General features: G+C 61.5%; 15 protein-coding genes. 5 read left to right on the forward strand and 10 right to left on the reverse strand.

Annotated elements, in window-relative coordinates; all coding sequences use genetic code 11:
• Nucleotides 1-187: 187 nt before the first annotated feature.
• A complete protein-coding gene (locus tag GIW28_RS10470; protein WP_236446648.1) occupies nt 188-2,164 on the forward strand; it encodes a pilus assembly protein TadG-related protein in 1,977 nt (658 codons plus the stop codon).
• On the opposite strand, the gene GIW28_RS10475 is transcribed toward GIW28_RS10470, so the two are convergent.
• Nucleotides 2,161-4,890, reverse strand: coding sequence for a PAS domain-containing sensor histidine kinase (locus tag GIW28_RS10475; RefSeq protein ID WP_236446650.1), 2,730 nt, complete (start codon nt 4,888-4,890; stop codon nt 2,161-2,163). The genes GIW28_RS10470 and GIW28_RS10475 overlap by 4 nt on opposite strands.
• A complete protein-coding gene (locus GIW28_RS10480; RefSeq protein WP_017136727.1) occupies nt 4,887-5,327 on the reverse strand; it encodes a TadE/TadG family type IV pilus assembly protein in 441 nt (146 codons plus the stop codon). The genes GIW28_RS10475 and GIW28_RS10480 overlap by 4 nt, the downstream gene beginning before the upstream one ends.
• A 72-nt stretch (nt 5,328-5,399) precedes the next feature.
• Here GIW28_RS10480 and GIW28_RS10485 point away from each other — a divergent pair, with 72 nt between their 5' ends.
• Together GIW28_RS10485 and GIW28_RS10490 are read left to right on the forward strand one after the other, a co-directional pair.
• Nucleotides 5,400-5,873, forward strand: a complete 474-nt coding sequence (locus tag GIW28_RS10485; RefSeq protein WP_138449923.1) for a prepilin peptidase — start codon at nt 5,400-5,402, stop codon at nt 5,871-5,873.
• Between the two features lie 126 nt (nt 5,874-5,999).
• Complete coding sequence (locus GIW28_RS10490; protein WP_017136725.1) at nt 6,000-6,782, forward strand: response regulator transcription factor; 783 nt, start codon at nt 6,000-6,002, stop codon at nt 6,780-6,782.
• A 188-nt stretch (nt 6,783-6,970) separates the two neighbouring features.
• Here GIW28_RS10490 and GIW28_RS10495 read toward each other — a convergent pair whose 3' ends face one another.
• The 8 genes from GIW28_RS10495 to cpaB are packed head-to-tail and all read right to left on the reverse strand — an operon-like array spanning nt 6,971 to nt 14,383.
• A complete protein-coding gene (locus tag GIW28_RS10495) occupies nt 6,971-7,240 on the reverse strand; it encodes a DUF3613 domain-containing protein (protein ID WP_017136724.1) in 270 nt (89 codons plus the stop codon).
• A gap of 2 nt (nt 7,241-7,242) precedes the next feature.
• On the reverse strand, nt 7,243-7,965 hold the full coding sequence (locus tag GIW28_RS10500; protein WP_017136723.1) for a tetratricopeptide repeat protein: 723 nt from the start codon (nt 7,963-7,965) through the stop codon (nt 7,243-7,245).
• A 10-nt stretch (nt 7,966-7,975) separates the two neighbouring features.
• Nucleotides 7,976-8,869: a type II secretion system F family protein gene (locus tag GIW28_RS10505; RefSeq protein ID WP_236446653.1), complete on the reverse strand. Its 894-nt coding sequence runs from the start codon at nt 8,867-8,869 to the stop codon at nt 7,976-7,978.
• Nucleotide 8,870: 1 nt separating this feature from the next.
• Complete coding sequence (locus GIW28_RS10510) at nt 8,871-9,752, reverse strand: type II secretion system F family protein (RefSeq protein WP_026013678.1); 882 nt, start codon at nt 9,750-9,752, stop codon at nt 8,871-8,873.
• 19 nt (nt 9,753-9,771) lie between these two features.
• Complete coding sequence (locus tag GIW28_RS10515; protein WP_017136720.1) at nt 9,772-11,034, reverse strand: CpaF family protein; 1,263 nt, start codon at nt 11,032-11,034, stop codon at nt 9,772-9,774.
• Nucleotides 11,031-12,224: a pilus assembly protein gene (locus GIW28_RS10520; protein ID WP_138449927.1), complete on the reverse strand. Its 1,194-nt coding sequence runs from the start codon at nt 12,222-12,224 to the stop codon at nt 11,031-11,033. Before GIW28_RS10520 ends, GIW28_RS10515 begins: the two co-directional genes overlap by 4 nt.
• Nucleotides 12,221-13,441, reverse strand: coding sequence for a type II and III secretion system protein family protein (locus GIW28_RS10525; protein ID WP_236446654.1), 1,221 nt, complete (start codon nt 13,439-13,441; stop codon nt 12,221-12,223). The genes GIW28_RS10520 and GIW28_RS10525 overlap by 4 nt, the downstream gene beginning before the upstream one ends.
• Nucleotides 13,442-13,456: 15 nt before the next feature.
• Nucleotides 13,457-14,383 carry a Flp pilus assembly protein CpaB gene (gene cpaB / locus GIW28_RS10530; RefSeq protein WP_099488030.1) on the reverse strand — a complete coding sequence of 309 codons (927 nt, stop codon included), beginning with the start codon at nt 14,381-14,383 and terminating at the stop codon, nt 13,457-13,459.
• Nucleotides 14,384-14,714: 331 nt separating this feature from the next.
• Here cpaB and GIW28_RS10535 point away from each other — a divergent pair, with 331 nt between their 5' ends.
• The gene (locus GIW28_RS10535) at nt 14,715-14,909 is read left to right on the forward strand and encodes a Flp family type IVb pilin (RefSeq protein ID WP_017136716.1); all 195 of its coding nucleotides are present in this window, start codon (nt 14,715-14,717) and stop codon (nt 14,907-14,909) included.
• A 60-nt stretch (nt 14,910-14,969) separates the two neighbouring features.
• Nucleotides 14,970-15,377: a response regulator gene (locus GIW28_RS10540; protein ID WP_017136715.1), complete on the forward strand. Its 408-nt coding sequence runs from the start codon at nt 14,970-14,972 to the stop codon at nt 15,375-15,377.
• Nucleotides 15,378-16,196 lie beyond the last annotated feature (819 nt).

Below are 16,196 nucleotides of genomic sequence, written 5' to 3' on the forward strand. Positions count from 1 at the left end.
GCGACCCAACGCAGGACAAGCCTGCTCGCCACAACAGTCCACTTGCCACTAACCGGTTGTATAGATATCGATGGCCATCGCGGGCAAGCCCCACATTTTTGATCTTCACCACCTCCAGCCCTTGTCTACACTCAATTGCATCCCAGGAGAGTAAGCGCTCGGCAACTCGCCGGCACAGGAGTGCTCGATGTCTCCCCGACTTGGTTCCAGGCAAGGTGGCGCAATCGGCCTGATGGCCGCCGGCGTGTTGGCGGTGGCGCTGGCCTTTACATTGTTGATGATCGACAGCGGCCGCCTGTACCTGGAGAAGCGCAAGCTGCAAGGCGTGGCAGATACGGCGGCGCTGGAAGCGGTGAGCCGCAGCGGCACGTGCCTGAGCGGGTTGAGCGCGGCAGCGTTTGCCGGGCAGAGTGTGGCGCGCAATCATTTTGTGGTGGGCAGCGGCAATACCCTGGTGACCCAATGCGGCACCGTGACCACCGGCGCGTCGGGCCGACGCATGTTCAGTGCCAACCCTGCAGTGTCATCGGCGATTCAAGTGGTGGTGAGCAAAACCGTGACCACCAGCGTGGCCGCCGGGGTTTGGGCGTTGTTCTCCGGCAATCCGGTGAGCATCAATACCGTATTGACCGCGACCGCCGTAGCGGCGGTGCCCACGCCACCTTCGGCCCAACTGACCATCAACAGCACCCTGGCCAGCGTCAACACCGCAAGTGCGAGCCTGTTGAACCCGCTGTTCAGTGGCTTGCTCGGCGGTAACGTCAACCTGACGGTCGCCGGGTGGAATGGTTTGCTCAATACCAATATCAACCTGCTCAGTTACCTCAACCAACTGGCGGTCAACCTCAACGTGGCCGCCGGTAACTACACCCAGCTGCTCAACACCAACGTCACCGCCGCGCAGTTGATCCAGGCCGCGGTCACCGTACTGACCGCCAACGGCGCAACGGCGGACGTGATCACCGCCCTGGGCAGCTTGCAAGTCGCCGCGATCAACCAGGCACCGTTGACCGTCGGGCAGATTCTGCAATTGCAGACCGGCACCACCGCTGCGGCGCTGAATGCCAACTTGCAGGTGTTCCAGCTGATCCAGGGCGTGGTGCAACTGTCCAATAGCCAGAGCGCGGCGGCGGCGACCTTGCCCATTAGTGTGCTGGGGCTGGCCAATATCACCACCCAAGTCAAAGTGATCGAACCGCCACAGTTGTCAGCGATCGGCAACCCGGTGCTGGCGGCGGCCAACCCTACAGGGCCAAATAAAATTTACGTACGTACCGCCCAGGTGCGCACTGAAGTGACCGTGAGCTTGCCGGTATTAAGTGCGTTGTCGGGGCTGAACACGGCGGTAAACGACTTGTTGGGTCCACTGACGCCGGTGCTCGGCAGCCTGCTGAACCTGAACCTGGTGAGCACGATCAACTCGGCCTTGTGCTTGCTGGGCGCTGGTTGCCAGCAGGCGGATTTGCTGGTGCTACCCGGCAACCTGCCGATTAACATCGTACTGGATGCCGGGGCCGCGAGCAGTTACGTCACCGCCTACAGCTGCCCCACCGGCAACGCGGGCACCAAGAGCCTGACGGCGTACACCACCACCTCGCTGGCGTCGTTGAATGTGGGCAGTATTACCAATGCGTTTTCCACCACCTTGCCGATGACGGTAGCGCCGTTACCCCTGATCGATATTGGTACCAAGACCTGCCACAAGATACTCGGCATCGGCAGCTGTGACCCGCGCGTGCCGTTTGCCGGTGGTGGCATCGCGATCAAGGTGGTCAGTCCGATTGCGCAGAGCAATCAAACCCTGGTGTTCTCCAGTACCACGCCGTTTGCCACGCCGCCGAACGTGGGCCTTGCGCCGACCTATCAGGCTGCGGCACCCGCCACCAATGTGGTGAGCAGCCTTTCAACCACGCTCAATGGCGTGGGCATCACGGCTTACCAACCGTCCGGAGGAAGCCCGTTGGGCATTCTGGCGCCTACGGTCACAGCGCTGCTCAGTGCCGTCAGCGCGATTGTCACGCCGGTGGTGGATGGCTTGCTCGGCCCGCTGCTCAACCCGATCCTTAACAACCTGCTGAGTATGCTCGGCATCAGCCTGGTGAATGTGAACGTCGGCGCCAACCTCACCTGTGGCCAGACCGGCGAGGCTTACCTGGTGATTTAAACGTCGATGGCCCTGGGCAGTTCCACGCAGAACCGTGCGCCGTGTTCGCCGTTGCTGACGCTCAGGCGCCCGCCCATGTTCTCGACGATGCCGTAACTCACCGACAGGCCCAACCCGGTGCCCACGCCAATCGGCTTGGTGGTAAAAAACGGCTCGAAGATGCGTTCCAGCAAGCGCGGGTCGATGCCGCCGCCGTTGTCTTCGACCCAGATGCGCACGTGGCGGCTGTCGTGTTCGGTGTGCAGGGCAATCCACGGGCGCAGCTCGGGGTTCTTTTCGCGCTGGCTCAACAGCGCATCGCGGGCGTTGACCATCAGGTTGATCAGCACTTGCTCAAGCTGGTCGACGTAGCCTTTGACCTGCACCGGGATATCCGCCTGGGTCAGGCGCACTTCAACACCTTTGCCACGCAGGCCTTCACTGAGCAACGACAAGGTGCCCTCCAACGCCTGCGCCGGGTCAAAAGGTTGCTGCTCGACCTCCGAGCGGCGGCCGAACACACGCATATGGTCGACCACCCGCGCCGCACGCTGTACCTGGGCGTCGATGCGCTGGAGTTTTTCGGTCAGGTAGTCGATCTGCACGTCGCCATTGCTCAGGCGCTTGAGCACATTGACGATGGCCATGCGCATCACGTTCAGCGGCTGGTTGATCTCATGGGCCAGGCCCGTGGCCATTTCACCGAGGGTGGCCATTTTCGCGCTTTGCGTCAGTTGCTGCTGGGAGCGCCGCACTTCGGTGTTATCGCGGCCCACGGCCTGCACTTCCACAAGGGTGCCGTGCTCATCAAAGACGCCTCGGTCCGACCACACCCACCAGGCATGTTCGCGGCCGGGCAATTGCAGGCTGATTTCGGCTGTGCTCACCGGGAACTCCGGCGTCAACTGCTGTATGCGCTGCACAAACGCTTCGCGCTGTTCGGTCGACAGCCATTCACCCAGGTTGACCCCGCGCAACTGCGCAGGTAGGCACTCCAGGTAATTGGCCAGCGGCGTGTTGCCGAAGGTCAGGGTCAGGTCCGGGCGGTAGCGGCAGATCATTGCCGGGGAGTCTTCCACAAGGATGCGATAGCGCTCCTCACTGTCCTTGACCTGCTGTGCGGCCAAGGTTGCCTCGGTCACATCCAGCCACAGGCCGACCGCTTCGACCGGCACGCCCAAGTCGTCGCGCAGCAGCTTGGCTTCGTCGAGCAGCCAGTGGTAATCCCCGTGTGTGTCTTGCACGCGGTAACGGCTGCGCACGCTGCCTTCACGCAGCAATTGGCGGGTGCGCTGGAAGTACAGGTCGCGGTCGTCCGGGTGTACCCATTGCACCAGGTTGTCATGGGTGCATTCGGCCAGGGTGCGACCGAGCAAGGGCAGCAGACTGTGACTGAAAAACACCGGCTGCAGCGCGCCATTCACATAGCGCTGCACATAGATCACCGCCGGTGAGCTGGCAATCAGGTTATCCAGGCGGGCGCGGGCGGCATCGGCTTGCAGCTGCTGGTTCTGGATGTCGCTGATGTCGAGCATAAAACCGACCCAGCGCCGCTGTTCACCGGCGCCCAGCACCTGGCCCTGCACGCGATACCAGGTCGGCGCGACGCTGTCGCCACGGTTGAGGCGCGCGCTGGCGAGCAAGGGTTTGCCGAGGGTTTGCAGGTCGCGTAGACGGCTGTGCAGTTCCTGGCGGTCGGCGGGGTGAATGTGGTTCAGCCACGCTTCGAGGGGTTGCCGGGTTGGGCCGTCTTCCGGGTCGAGGTTGCGCATCAATTGGGGGGCGAGCTGGATTTCGCCGCTGGCGGGCAATAACTCAAACCAGCCCGTGCCCAGCAGGCCTTGCAACGCTTCCTGGCGCTCGAGTTGTTGATGGTGACGGTGTTCGCGCAGGCGGCTGAGCAGTGGGGCGGCGAGGGCGGCGGCGAGGTTCAGCCAGTCGCGGTCGTTGCTGTGCAGTTGGCCGCTGTACGCGCCGCACAGCAGCCATGCGGCGATGCCTTGGCCATCGCGATAGGGCACAAGGAACCCATCGGCATTGCCGAAAATACTGTGCAAACGCGGGTGCTCGCCGCGCCCATAAGGCGCTTTCAGGCTCAGCGGCGTGGTGCCGTTGAGGCTGTCCAGGCAGGTCCCGAGGCGTTGCCCAGTGTGCCAGAACAACGGTGCATCATGGTTGGCGTACTGGCTGTAGACCCTCCAACCCTGGTCTTCCTGATCGAGCAGCGCCAGGGCCACGCAGGGGATACGCCAGCGCTGCGCCACGCTGCTTAACTGTTCGTTGAACACCTCGGGCAGGCGGCTGAGGCTGCACACGCGCAGTTGCTCACTGACGCGGCTGCTCAATTGGTGGTTCTGTTCGCGCTGCTCGGCCAATTGCCGGCCGCCGAGCAAATCACCAATGTCTACGGCATGCAGCAGCCAGCCATTGTCGTGGGGTTCAAGCGTGCCGCGGGTGTGCAGGGTTTGCCCGGCGATCCCGTGAAAATCCAGGTCGAGGCTGTGGCGCTGCCAGTCGGCGGGCACGCCTTCAACCGTTACGGCGCTATGGGCACTCAGCAGTTCTTGCAAACGCGGCGAGTTAACCAGTGGCGGCAACTGTGGGCGCAACGTGCCGCTGAGGTCGAGCACGCGGCCTTGGCTATCCAGTTGCACATGCAACCCGGCAGACGGCGGCGCGGGCGTGTCGATTTCCAGCGCGCCATTGCGACCGAGCAAGCGCCCGAAAAGTCTGTCCCCCGAAGTCAAAACTGCAGGCTCGACTGGGCCTGCAGAGTTGCCGGTAACTGCGGCACGGTGCCGATGCCCGGCAGGACAATAAAGGGCAGCACCGCCTGGAGGTTGGCCGACGGGTAGTTGATCTGCACCGACAACAGCCCGCTGGTGAAGGTGGTGGTGACTTGGGTGGAAGCGTCGAATTTGTAGGCGTTGGGAATCCACCCCAAACGGTTGGCGACCGCCGTTTTGGCAGTGGCCTGTACGGCGGCGGGGTAGCCTTGCATATTCGGGTCCAGCCCTACGCTCTGGCGCACGGCTTCGGCGGTGGCCTGGTTGAACGACTGCAACAGCAGCAGCGGCAGGCTATAGCTGACCGTGCCGTAGAACACGGCAAAAAAAATCACAAACACGGCAATGAACTCGATGGCTGCCGCGCCTTTTTGCTTTTCCGGGAGGCTTGTTTTCATCACCGCGTCTACCCTGACGGCTACTACTTGATATCAGCATAGAATCAATCGGCGAAAAGGGATGTTTTTTACGTGATCCATAGTGCAGTGGTGCTGTTGTGGTTGGGGCTGTGTGCCGTGCAGGACGTTCGCCAGCGCTTGCTTGCCAATCGCCTGACGCTGGGCGCGGCGTTGTTGGCGTTGATCTACCTCGTGTGGACGGGCAACACCTGGCTCGGCGCCTCCGTCGGGCAGGGGCTGTGGGCGTTTTTCCTGGCGCTGCTGCTGACCTTGCCCGGTTACGCCCTGGGCCGCCTTGGAGCGGGGGATGTAAAGCTGCTCGCGGCCTTGGCGCTGGCCTCCAATGCCGACTATTTGCTGGGTTCATTTGTGGGGGCCGCGATCGCCAATTTGCTGTGGCTATTGGCAGCGCCAAAGCTTTGGCCGCTTATGAGTCAAGGGGTTAAAAAGCATCTGGGTTATCTGGCGCCGGACCCGTCAAGAAAACTGCCGTTTGCGCCGTTTTTACTGGTGGGGTTCGCCGCCACCTGGTTTTGGATCCATTAATCGTCTGAGGGTATTAACGCTATGTACATAGTCGGAAAGTACGTCTACGTTTAATACGTAGATGTACGGGAATATTCGTGGTGAAGGATTAGTCAAACTTTTGGCTTGCAATGCATGGAGTAGCGCGTGAACAAGCTTACCTCTGCAGTAAAAGTGCTCGTGGTCGACGATCAACCGCTGATCGTGGAAGAGCTCTGTGAATTTCTTGAAAGCAGCGGTTTCCGCTGCGTCCCGTGTGAATCCAGCCAGCAGGCCTTGAAGCGTTTTACCGAAGACGCCGAGATTGGCCTGGTGCTGTGCGATCTGCATATGCCGGACATGGACGGCATCGAGTTGGTCCAGGCCCTGCAGAAGGTTGCGGGCAAGCAGCGCGCCTTTGAGGCGATCATGTTGACCGGCCGTGCGGACAAGCAGGATGTGATCAAGGCGCTGCGTGCGGGGATCGCGGATTACTACCAGAAGCCAATCAACCTCGATGAGCTGCTCGAAGGCTTGCAGCGCCAGGAAGCGGCGTTGGAGGAGCGCAAGAAAGAGCTGCAACTGGGGCACTTGAACCAGAAGCTGCAATTTCTTTCCGAGTCCATCAACGACCTGTACCAGGACCTCGACAAAGCCCGCCGCAGCCCGCCAGGGCATGAGAATGACGAGGCGTCGGCCGAGGAGGCCGGGCCGGTGGAGATTCCGGCGATCTTCAACCAACTGTCGCCACGTCAGCTGGATGTTGCGCGGCTGGTGGGCAAGGGGCAGACCAATTATCAGATTGCCTGTGAGCTGGGCATTACCGAGAACACCGTGAAGCTGTATGTGTCCCAGGTGCTGCGCCTGACGCACATGCATAACCGCACGCAGTTGGCGCTGGCGTTGTCGCCTAACAACTCGGCGATGCGCCAGCGAGTCACCGCCCACTGAGTGGGAGCGGGCTTGCTGTGGCGAGGGAGCTTGCTCCCGTTGACTGCGCAGCAGTCCCCGGCTTTTTTGGGGGCGCTTCGCACCCCAGCGCAAGCAAGCTTGCTCGCCACAGAAAGCCCGCTTGTGTCTGAATGATCGTTCCCACGCTCTGCGTGGGAATGCCGCCCAGGACGCTCCGCGTCCTGCTATCAACTACCGCCCTGGGCTGTCCCGCCCGCCTTCTGATCGAAGTACTCCGGAATCGGGTGCTTGTAGCTTTCCAGCAAGCGTTGCGCCGCCAGGTCACGCTCGGCGGCTGAGGCTTTTTGCTGGGTGCTTGAGGCCGCTTTCCCGCTGGACTGCAAGGTCAGCCAGCTTTCGGTCACCGCCTGCTGCGGCGATGACGGGCCGGGCTCAATGGCCATGACACTGAGGGGCAGTGCCAGCACGGCGAGGCTGGTGAGATATAGCATTTTCATGATCAATTCCTCGGGGTGCTTGCGGCATCACTCATGGTAGCCACCTGGTCTTTGACCTTGGCGACGGGAACGCTGGCGCCTTTGAGTTTCTCGGCGCGGGCCTGGGCGTCGGTAACTTGTTCAGGGCTCAGGTTCATTTGGCTGGCCACCTGCGCGGCCTGCTTCCAGTTGTCCTGATAGATCATCAGGGTCACCAGATTGATCGCCGCCAGCGGGTCGCTCTGCTTGAGCTCCATGGCAGTCATGAACTCGAAGCGTGCGTCTTCCAGGCGCAGTTGGTTGAGGTACACCACGCCCAGGTCATTGCGGATTTTTTCATCCGTCGGCGCCAACCGGGCCGCGCGTTGCAAGTGCGCCATGGCTTGGCCGTTGTCGCCCTTGGCCGAGGCCAACTGGCCCAGGCCGTGTTCGCCTTCAGCCGCCATGCAGGTGCCGATCAGGCTTTGATAAAGCGGCTGTGCCTCGCTACGCCCGAGCAGGCGATACGCCTTGGCCTGGCGCAGGCGCACCTGGGGCAGGTTGGCCGGCAGGCTCTGCAGGTTCGCCAGGCTGGCGTGCAGCTTGCCGTCGCCGGCCATTTCATCGGCCAGGTTCAGCGCCAGTTCCTGGTCCGACCCAGGTTTGGGGCAACTGCCGCCCGCTGTCAGGGCCGCCCACGGCGTTTGGCCGTTGGTGGCACACCCCCCGAGCAGCAACAGGCTCAAACCGGCTATCAAGGCTTTCATCGGGCGGTCCTCATAAGTTACTCAAGGCCCGGGAGATGCCGATGAACGCCGGCCCCCCGAGCACGATCAGCAGGGCGGGAAACAGGAACACCATCATCACCACCGACATCTTTGCCGACATCTTCGACACGAATTCCTGAATGCGCGTGAGGCGGCGGTCGTCGAGCAATTGCTTGAGCGCCAGCAGCGATTTCATCGCACCGCCGCCTTGCTGCACCAGTTGCTGGAGGATGGTGCAGGTGTCGGTGAATTCATCCACGGCCAGCATCCGTGCGGTCTTGCCCAGTTCTTCGCTCAGCTCCAGGCCGGAGTCGACACGCGTCAGGATCAGGCGCAGTTCATAAGTCAGGTCCGGCAGCAGGCGCTGCGCTTCAATGCTCAGCACGCGCAGCGCTTGTTCAACCGCCATGCCGGACTCGAACAGGATGCGCAGCAGCGGAATGAAGGTCGAGACCTCACGGGAAATGCGCTGCTGACGCGCCTTGGCGGCCCAGGCCAGGATGCGTTTGGGCAACAGGTAACCGATGCCCATACCGATTGCGGGCGCCAGCCACGGCGAGGCCGTGCGGGGAAACAGCAGCTCCTGGCCCAACAGCACCACGCCTAGCGCCACTAGCGGCGTGCCGACCTGAAGGGCGGCGAACATGGAACGTTGGCTGGCCTGGCGCCAACCGACGCGGCTGAGCAGCAGTTGGGTTTCGTTGTCCAGACTGACCGAGCGTTGCGCGATAGGGCTGTTGCCCAATTGGCGCATCAACGTATTGAGCGTGCGTTCACGGCCCATCTGGCCCTGCAAGCGCTGGGCGACCAGGCGCTGGCCGCGCCGGTGTTTGAGCAGGTTGGCCAGCACCAGCGCCAGGGCGGCCAGGAGCATTACGGCGCTGATCAGCAGTGGGATAGCCATCTCATACACTCCGCAGCATGCGCCACAAGGTGAAGCAGCCCAGCAGTTGCATGCCGAGTGCCACGAACAACAGCGTGCGCCCGGTGCCGTCGTTCCACATGGTCATCAGGTATGCCGGGTTCACCACCAGGAAGTAGCCGATCATCGAGATGGGCAGGGCGCCGAGCACGTAGGCGGTCACGCGGGTTTCGCCGGTCAGGGCGCGCAACTGGCGGGCGGCCTGCTCGCGCTCGCGGATCATCTTGATCAGGTTTTCCAACAGTTCGCTGGCATTGCCGCCATAGCGATGGTTGATCTTCAAGCCCAGCGCAAACAGGCGAAACTCATCACGCTCGTAGAACTCGGCAAAGTCGTGGGTCGACTCCGGCAGGCTTACGCCCAACTGCACATTGCGCTGGATACGGCCCATGGCCTGTTGCAGCGGGTCTTCGGTGATCTCGATACCGCCCAGCACCGAGTCGGCCAGGGTGCGCCCGGCCTTGAGGCTGCGCACGGTGTGGTCGAGCAATTGCGGCAGCTGTTCGATCATGCGCTTGATGCGCCGCTGGTAGCGCCAGGCGATGTACAGGCGCAGCAGCACCGGCGGCAGCACCAGCATCACCAGCAGGCCGAGCCAGCCGGCCACCAGCAGCCCCAACGCCACGCCCAGGGCCCAGATCGCCAGCCACAGGCCCAGGCTGTCCGTGGGTTTGCCCAGGCCTGCGCGCAGAAACATCCGCTCCACGCCACTCCACTGGTTGGCTTCTTCGGTGAGCTGCGGCTGGCCCTCGGCGAGCCGGCTCAGTACCCGCTCGGTCTGGGCACGGCGCAGGCCGTTCTGAAAGGAGCGGATCGACAGGCCGATCAGGATCAAACAGATGAGTAGCAGGATGGCCCCGGTCATGGTCATGTCCCTTTCAAGGCTAAGCCGGTTCGCGGCGCAGTTTATCGCCGGCAGGGTTGACCGCCTCGCGCAAGAAGCCGAAGCCAGTGCGCCGGTCATGGCGGAACAGGGTATTGGTCACGTACACGTCTTCGCGGATACCCACCACCTCCACCACTTCGCTGACGCAACGACGCCCGTCCGGCAAACGGGTCAACTGGATCACCACATCGAGCGCCGCGCAGATCATTTGCCGCAGGGTTTTCTCCGCCACCACACGGCCGGTCAAGCCCACCAGGGTTTCCAGGCGCAGCAATGCATCGGCAGCGTTGTTGGCGTGCACGGTACTCATGGAACCGTCGTGGCCGGTGTTCATGGCGGTGAGTACATCAAGCACTTCCACGCCACGGATCTCACCAAGGATGATGCGGTCGGGGCGCATCCGCAGGGCGTTGCGAATCAGGTCGCTGGCCTTGACCTCGCCGTGGCCCTCGGCATTCGGCGGGCGGGTTTCCAGGCGCACCACGTGGGGGTGGCCCAATTGCAGCTCGGCCACGTCTTCGATGGTGACCAGGCGTTCATGGGGGTTGATCAGTTGGCTGAGAATATTGAGCAGCGTAGTTTTACCGGTGCCGGTACCGCCGCTGATCAGGATATTGCAGCGCTTGCCCACGGCTTCCTGGAAGAAGTCAAAGATGTTCTGGTCGATGGTCTGCATCGCCACCAGGTCGCTGCTTTTGAGCATGTCCTTGCGAAACTTACGAATCGACAGGCACGGCCCGTCCAGGGCAATCGGCGGGATGATTGCATTGACCCGGCTGCCATCCGGCAGGCGTGCGTCGACCATCGGCGACGATTCATCCAGGCGCCGACCCAGCGGTGCGAGGATGCGTTGCATCACGCGTTCAACGTGGTGCGAATCGATAAAGCGCAGGTCGCTTTGATGCAGCAAACCGTCACGTTCGATAAACACCCGGTGCGGGCCGTTGACCAGGATTTCGGTCACTGACGGGTCGCGCAGCAGCACTTCCAGCGGGCCGAAACCGGTCAGTTCATCGACGATCTCTTCGGCCAGGCGCTCCATCTCATAACGGGAAATCGCCAGGTGCATGCGGTTGATGTATTCGGCCACTTTGTCGATGACAAACTGCGCCAACAGCGGGCGTGACCCCTCCAGCAAGTTTTTGCCTGACTCCTCGATGGCATCGATGATGTAGCGATGCAGCACAAGCTTGAGCCCGTCGTGGTCAGTGTTGCCACCGAGGCCGCGAGCGGGGGCGCCGAAGAGTTTTTCACCGTTCATTTGCCAGCCCTCAGCAGGCGTTCAAACCAGGTGTGCGAGGGTTGCTTCATGCCTTCGGAGCGCTTTGCCAGGCGCTCGCCCAAAGCTTTGAGGTTGTGGGTCAGGGTTTCGCGTGGGGCCAGGGCGAACAGGGTTTGCCCTTGGTTCTTGGCATTCAGGCGCACCTCCGGGCTCAGCGGCAGCACCGCGATCACCTCCAGCCCATAGCTTTTGCCCAGGGCTTCGGCGTCGGGCGCGCAACCTTTGATGTAGCGGTCGACCAGCAGCTTGGCGTGTTCCAGCTTCATGCCTTTTTCGCGCCACTGGTTCAGCACGCCGAGGTTGCGACGGCAGTCCAGCACACTCTGGTCGGTGCACCACAACAGCTTGTCGCAATGGCTGACAAAGGTGCGCAGCGCTTCGCTGTCGGGCTGGCCGGCGAGGTTCACCACGATGTGCTGGAAGTGCTGGCGCAAGGCACTGAGCAGCATGTACAGCTCGGCCGCGCTGGTCTGTGCCAGGGGCTCGTCGTTGGGGGCGTAGGCGAGGATGCGCAGGCCCTCTTCGGCGCAGGTAAACGCGCTGTTGATCAAGGTGCTGTCCAGGCGCCTGAGGTGGCGCAAGGCATCGCCGAAATTGAACGAGCTTTCCAGCCCCAGCAACGCCAGGCTGTCACCGCGCGGCAGGCCCAGGTCTAGCAACAGGGTTTGCTGGCCGCTCTTTTGCACCACCAGCGCCAAGTGGCTGGTCAGCAATGCGCCGTCGGCATTGCTCTGGGTGCCGTAGAGCACGGTCAGGCCACCCAGTTGGGTGTTGGTGGTCACCGGCGGCAGGCGTTTGCTCAGGCGACGTACCAGCCCGGCGACTTCGCTGGAGCGTGAGCCATAGGCGACAAAATCGCGGGCGCCGGCGCGCATGGCATTGAGTACAAGCTGGTTGTCCATGCCATCGCCGAGGGCGACGATGGCGAGCATCGGCTTGGCCTCCAGCGCGCCTTCGATCAGCGCGCTTTGGGCCACCACGTGTTCGCGGTCGAGGCCGATAAACACCAGGTTGGCGAAGGTCACGTCCACCAGCGCGAGCAGCTCGTCGAGGGTGCCGCTGCCGGCGCTGACCACTTGGCCAAGCGGTGCCAGCGCGCCCTGCAGCCATTCCAGGTCGGTGCTGTTGCGGGTGATTGCCAGAAACGTCTGGCTCAGGCTATCGCTCATTGAGACAACCCATTGAGTCGGTCGAAATTGCCGTTTTCCAGGAAGTACAGGCGGTACCAGTTCGGGTCGTAGTTGCGCAGCTTCTCGCCGGGCAAGGACGGCAGTTGGGCGTTGGCGGCCAGCGGCTGCACCAGGTGCGGGGTGACGATCATCAGCAGCTCTTTGTCCTGGCGGTTGACCGAGGAATCACGAAAGAACGCACCAAGAATCGGGATATCGCCCAGGCCTGGAAACTTGCTGATATTGGTGGTGTTGGTGCTGCTGATCAGGCCGCTGATCACGAAACTTTCGCCGTCGGCCAGTGACACGCTGGTGTCGGTGCGGCGGATGGTCAGCGCCGGCACCTGGATGTTCTGGATGACCACGGCGTTGGTGTAGTCCAGCTCGCTGACTTCCGGCGCTACCTTGAGGGAAATGCGGTTGTGGTCGATCACGGTCGGGGTGAGTGTCAGGCGAATGCCGAACTCTTTGTACTCGATCGAGATGTTGTTACTGCCGCTGCTGGGCACCGGGATCGGCACTTCGCCGCCGGCCAGGAACGTCGCGCTTTGCCCGCTCATGGCCACCAGGCTTGGGCGCGCCAGGGTGTAGGCAAAACCACTGCTTTCCAGAGCATTGATCAGGGCAGAAACCCGCCCGCCGCCAAAGCCGATATTGAAGTTGGTGGTGCTCACCGGCAGCTTGAACGTGTCGACGGTAGGCGAGAGCAATTTTGGGCTACCAAGGAAAAAGTTGCTGCCGATGCCGAGGATCTTGGTGCTGGCTTCCTTGAGTTTGGAGCGGCTGACTTCGACGAAGCGGATATCGGTCTGTACCTGGCTGGGCAGCGTCGGGTCTTCTGACGGCGACAGCGACAGGCTGGTCAATGCCGAGGTAGCCTTGCCTTTGACGAACACCATGCTCTGGCGCGGCGTGTTCGAACAGGCGGTCCAGACCATCAGGCTGGTGGTGCCGGAGGCCACGCCGGTGAGCAGGAAACCGCGATCGCCATTGAGGTGTACGTCGGCAATTTTCGGGTCGCCAATGGCCAGGCGTGTGATGGCGACAGGGGATTGCAGCTCCTGTTGCAGGCCCTCGCCCACCGACAGTGCTGCGGGTAATTGGCCCAGGCTGCCGCAGTTGCCCGGGGCGGCTGCAACGAGCCCCACAGACAAGTTCGACAGCATCAGGGCACAGGCGATTTTCAGCGTGAACACCGGTGCGAAACGTCGGTTCATGCACAGCATCCTTGTTCAGTCGGGTGTTTGTTGGGTTGCTTGATTACCGCGTATCACCTCAACACCGGTGCGGCGCGCGGGGCCACCCTGGGCGACTTTTTTGGGCGCCTGGACGAAGGCCAACTGGGTGAATTGGTAGAGGTCGCGGTTAGCGCTTTGCAGCTTGCCCGGTGCATCGCTCTCACCGGCCCAGTAGTGGCTCAGCAAGCGTTCATCGGCGCTGCGCACCGCCAGGCGCAAGGTGCCGGCCTGGGTCGCCAGCATCAGTTGGCTCAGCAGTTGTTCGGGCACCGCCAGCACCACGGTGCGAGAGGGGGCATGGCGTTGGGCTTTTTCTTCGGCGGTCATTGCTGGTGGTGAAGCGGGAACGCCGTCGTTGGTCAGGCCCATTTGATCGCCGACACTGAGCAGGCGCATGGCAGGGATCACCACTTGAGCGGATTGTTCGACGTTGGCGACGTCCTGGCGCAGGTACAGCAACACGTCCACATAGTCGCCTGGGCTCAATTGGCCGGCAGCGCCAATCACTTCATCGACGGCAACCGCGAGGGCGCGTTCGTTTGGGCGGATCATGCGGGCCAGTGGGCCACCGGGGCTGAAGCTCTCATCGTTGAGCCAGGTGCCGGCCTGCAAGGCGCGCCACGGAGTGCGGCCGATGGCCTGGTCAACACTGGTCATACTGCCCGCTGGCGCTGTGCGCAGTTTTTCGATGCTCAGGTCTGCGGCGGTCAGGGCAATAAAGGGCGGTACATCGTGGGCCAGCACCACCACCGATTGGCGGGTCTGGTCCTCGACCACGGCGACGGCTTTTTCTACCGGTGCGGTGGGCGGCGGTGGCGGCGCCGGGGCAGGTTCGCGGCTGAGCACCAACCCCCAATAACCGGCAAACAGCGCACCGACCAAGAGCACACCGGCAAGTACCATGCTGAGACGCGTGTTCATGACGGCTCTCCTTTTCCTGTTGCACCAAAACCCGTCGATCCCAACAGGCTAATTCCGCAACTCGGCTGCTATGAACAGTGACTAACTATTTCGCTATTTGAAGGTAGTTCAGCTAGGACAAAATGCCATTACTGACAGAAAGATTTCTTCGTGGCGCGCCTCGATAGCCTTGAAAACAAGGGATTCAGGCGCCAGCAAAACGACCACTACTTTGTGATTAATCAGTTCTTACAGTTGTGAGGGTGGGGTTTGTTGACAATGCTCAGGTGGCACATGGCAATTACTGTGCAGCACCGAGCTAGGGCGTCTGGTCGCCCATAGGAGTAGTACGATGATCCTCGAACTGTTGATTAAACTCCATGTTCAACTTCAGCTACTTTTTCATCGCAAAGAGGGCGCGACCGCGATTGAGTACCTCATTCTCGTGGCGATTGTAGCATTGGTGATACTGGCAGCCGGGACGACGCTGGGGCCTCAGATTACGGCCTTCTTTGCCAGAATTCAGGCGGCGATCACCGCGTTGTGAGTTTGGGACGGCCTGCTGTTGATTTCAGATGGTTTTGAGTGGTGACATCAGGTAGTGCCCATGAATGCTGCAGCTGTACCTTTCCGTCAACAAATCCTGTTGGTGGACGACGAAGAAGATGCCCTCGTAGAACTGGCGGAGTCGCTGGAGAACGAGGGCTTCGTTTGTTTTACCGCCAGCTCTGTGACTTACGCATTGCAGGAACTGACGCTGAATCCTGACATTGCCCTGGTTATCACTGACCTGCGTATGCCAGAGGAGAGTGGGATATCGTTGATCAAGCGCTTGCGTGAGCACACGGATCGTCAGCATTTGCCGGTGATTGTGATGTCTGGGCATGCGGAGATGGATGATGTGAGTGACATGCTGCGGTTGCAGGTGTTGGATTTGTTTCGCAAGCCCATTTATCTGGTGCGCTTGATTGATACGCTTAACAGTCTTTTTCCTTTGCGCAAGTCTCGGTTGTAGCGGGGGTTGTTGAGTACATATCCGTTGCTGCGGTAACGGCGGCCTATGGTTCCGCTCTTACAGCGGGTCACTTTTGGCAAACGCCCCAAAAGTAACCAAAAGGTCTGTGCCCCACCACTCGGCACCTCGCTTAGGCTCGGTGTGCCCTCACTCCGGCTTGAATCCGTGGGCCGCCGCGATGGGCCATCCTTGGCCCAGCGCGGCTAACCCGGCGTCCTGCCGGGTTACCCACAGATTCAAGCCTGCGTTCGGCCATCGTGGTTAACGGGGCGCCTCAGATCAAAAGCAAGATCAAAAGCAGAGCACGGCGGCCTGAAAGCCGACCTGAGTGGTTGAAGCAAAAGCCAGATCAAGTGCAAAGCCAAAGCCTATCTACTTGATACAACTCGGTCTGAATGTGGGAGCGCATGCAGTTTTGAATATGAGGTCGGCTGCGGATTTGCATACACTGAAGAGCTGCTTTTCTGTGGGAGCTGGCTTGCCTGCGATGCAGACACCTCGGTACATCAGGCACACCGAGTTGATGCCATCGCAGCGGTGCGACGATTCGACAAGCCAGCTCCCACATTAGACCGAGCATGGATTTGCTGTTGCTGTTGCTGTTGCTGTTGCTGTTGCTGTTGCTGTTGCTCCGGCTCTTACATCCTTTTCGCTGACGAAGTCAGCGGTCTTTTGATCTGAGCTTTTGATCGTGATCTTGATCTGAAATCGCCCCGTCAAACACGATGGCCGGAATCTGACAGGGATTTGGGGGGTAAACCGGCAGGGATGCCGGTTTAGCCGCGCTGGGCCAAGGATGGCCCATCGCGGCGGCCCCCC

Source organism: Pseudomonas sp. PA-5-4B (assembly GCF_021606215.1).
Lineage (GTDB): Bacteria > Pseudomonadota > Gammaproteobacteria > Pseudomonadales > Pseudomonadaceae > Aquipseudomonas > Aquipseudomonas edaphica.

Bases quoted from the DNA above. Each gene is read 5' to 3' on its own strand.
- GIW28_RS10470 (WP_236446648.1), top strand. From the start codon at position 188: ATGTCTCCCCGACTTGGTTCCAGGCAAGGTGGCGCAATCGGCCTGATG.
- GIW28_RS10480 (WP_017136727.1), bottom strand. From the start codon at position 5,327: ATGAAAACAAGCCTCCCGGAAAAGCAAAAAGGCGCGGCAGCCATCGAG.
- GIW28_RS10495 (WP_017136724.1), bottom strand. From the start codon at position 7,240: ATGAAAATGCTATATCTCACCAGCCTCGCCGTGCTGGCACTGCCCCTC.
- GIW28_RS10500 (WP_017136723.1), bottom strand. From the start codon at position 7,965: ATGAAAGCCTTGATAGCCGGTTTGAGCCTGTTGCTGCTCGGGGGGTGT.
- GIW28_RS10505 (WP_236446653.1), bottom strand. From the start codon at position 8,869: ATGGCTATCCCACTGCTGATCAGCGCCGTAATGCTCCTGGCCGCCCTG.
- GIW28_RS10510 (WP_026013678.1), bottom strand. From the start codon at position 9,752: ATGACCGGGGCCATCCTGCTACTCATCTGTTTGATCCTGATCGGCCTG.
- GIW28_RS10515 (WP_017136720.1), bottom strand. From the start codon at position 11,034: ATGAACGGTGAAAAACTCTTCGGCGCCCCCGCTCGCGGCCTCGGTGGC.
- GIW28_RS10520 (WP_138449927.1), bottom strand. From the start codon at position 12,224: ATGAGCGATAGCCTGAGCCAGACGTTTCTGGCAATCACCCGCAACAGC.
- GIW28_RS10525 (WP_236446654.1), bottom strand. From the start codon at position 13,441: ATGAACCGACGTTTCGCACCGGTGTTCACGCTGAAAATCGCCTGTGCC.
- cpaB (WP_099488030.1), bottom strand. From the start codon at position 14,383: ATGAACACGCGTCTCAGCATGGTACTTGCCGGTGTGCTCTTGGTCGGT.
- GIW28_RS10535 (WP_017136716.1), top strand. From the start codon at position 14,715: ATGATCCTCGAACTGTTGATTAAACTCCATGTTCAACTTCAGCTACTT.
- GIW28_RS10540 (WP_017136715.1), top strand. From the start codon at position 14,970: ATGAATGCTGCAGCTGTACCTTTCCGTCAACAAATCCTGTTGGTGGAC.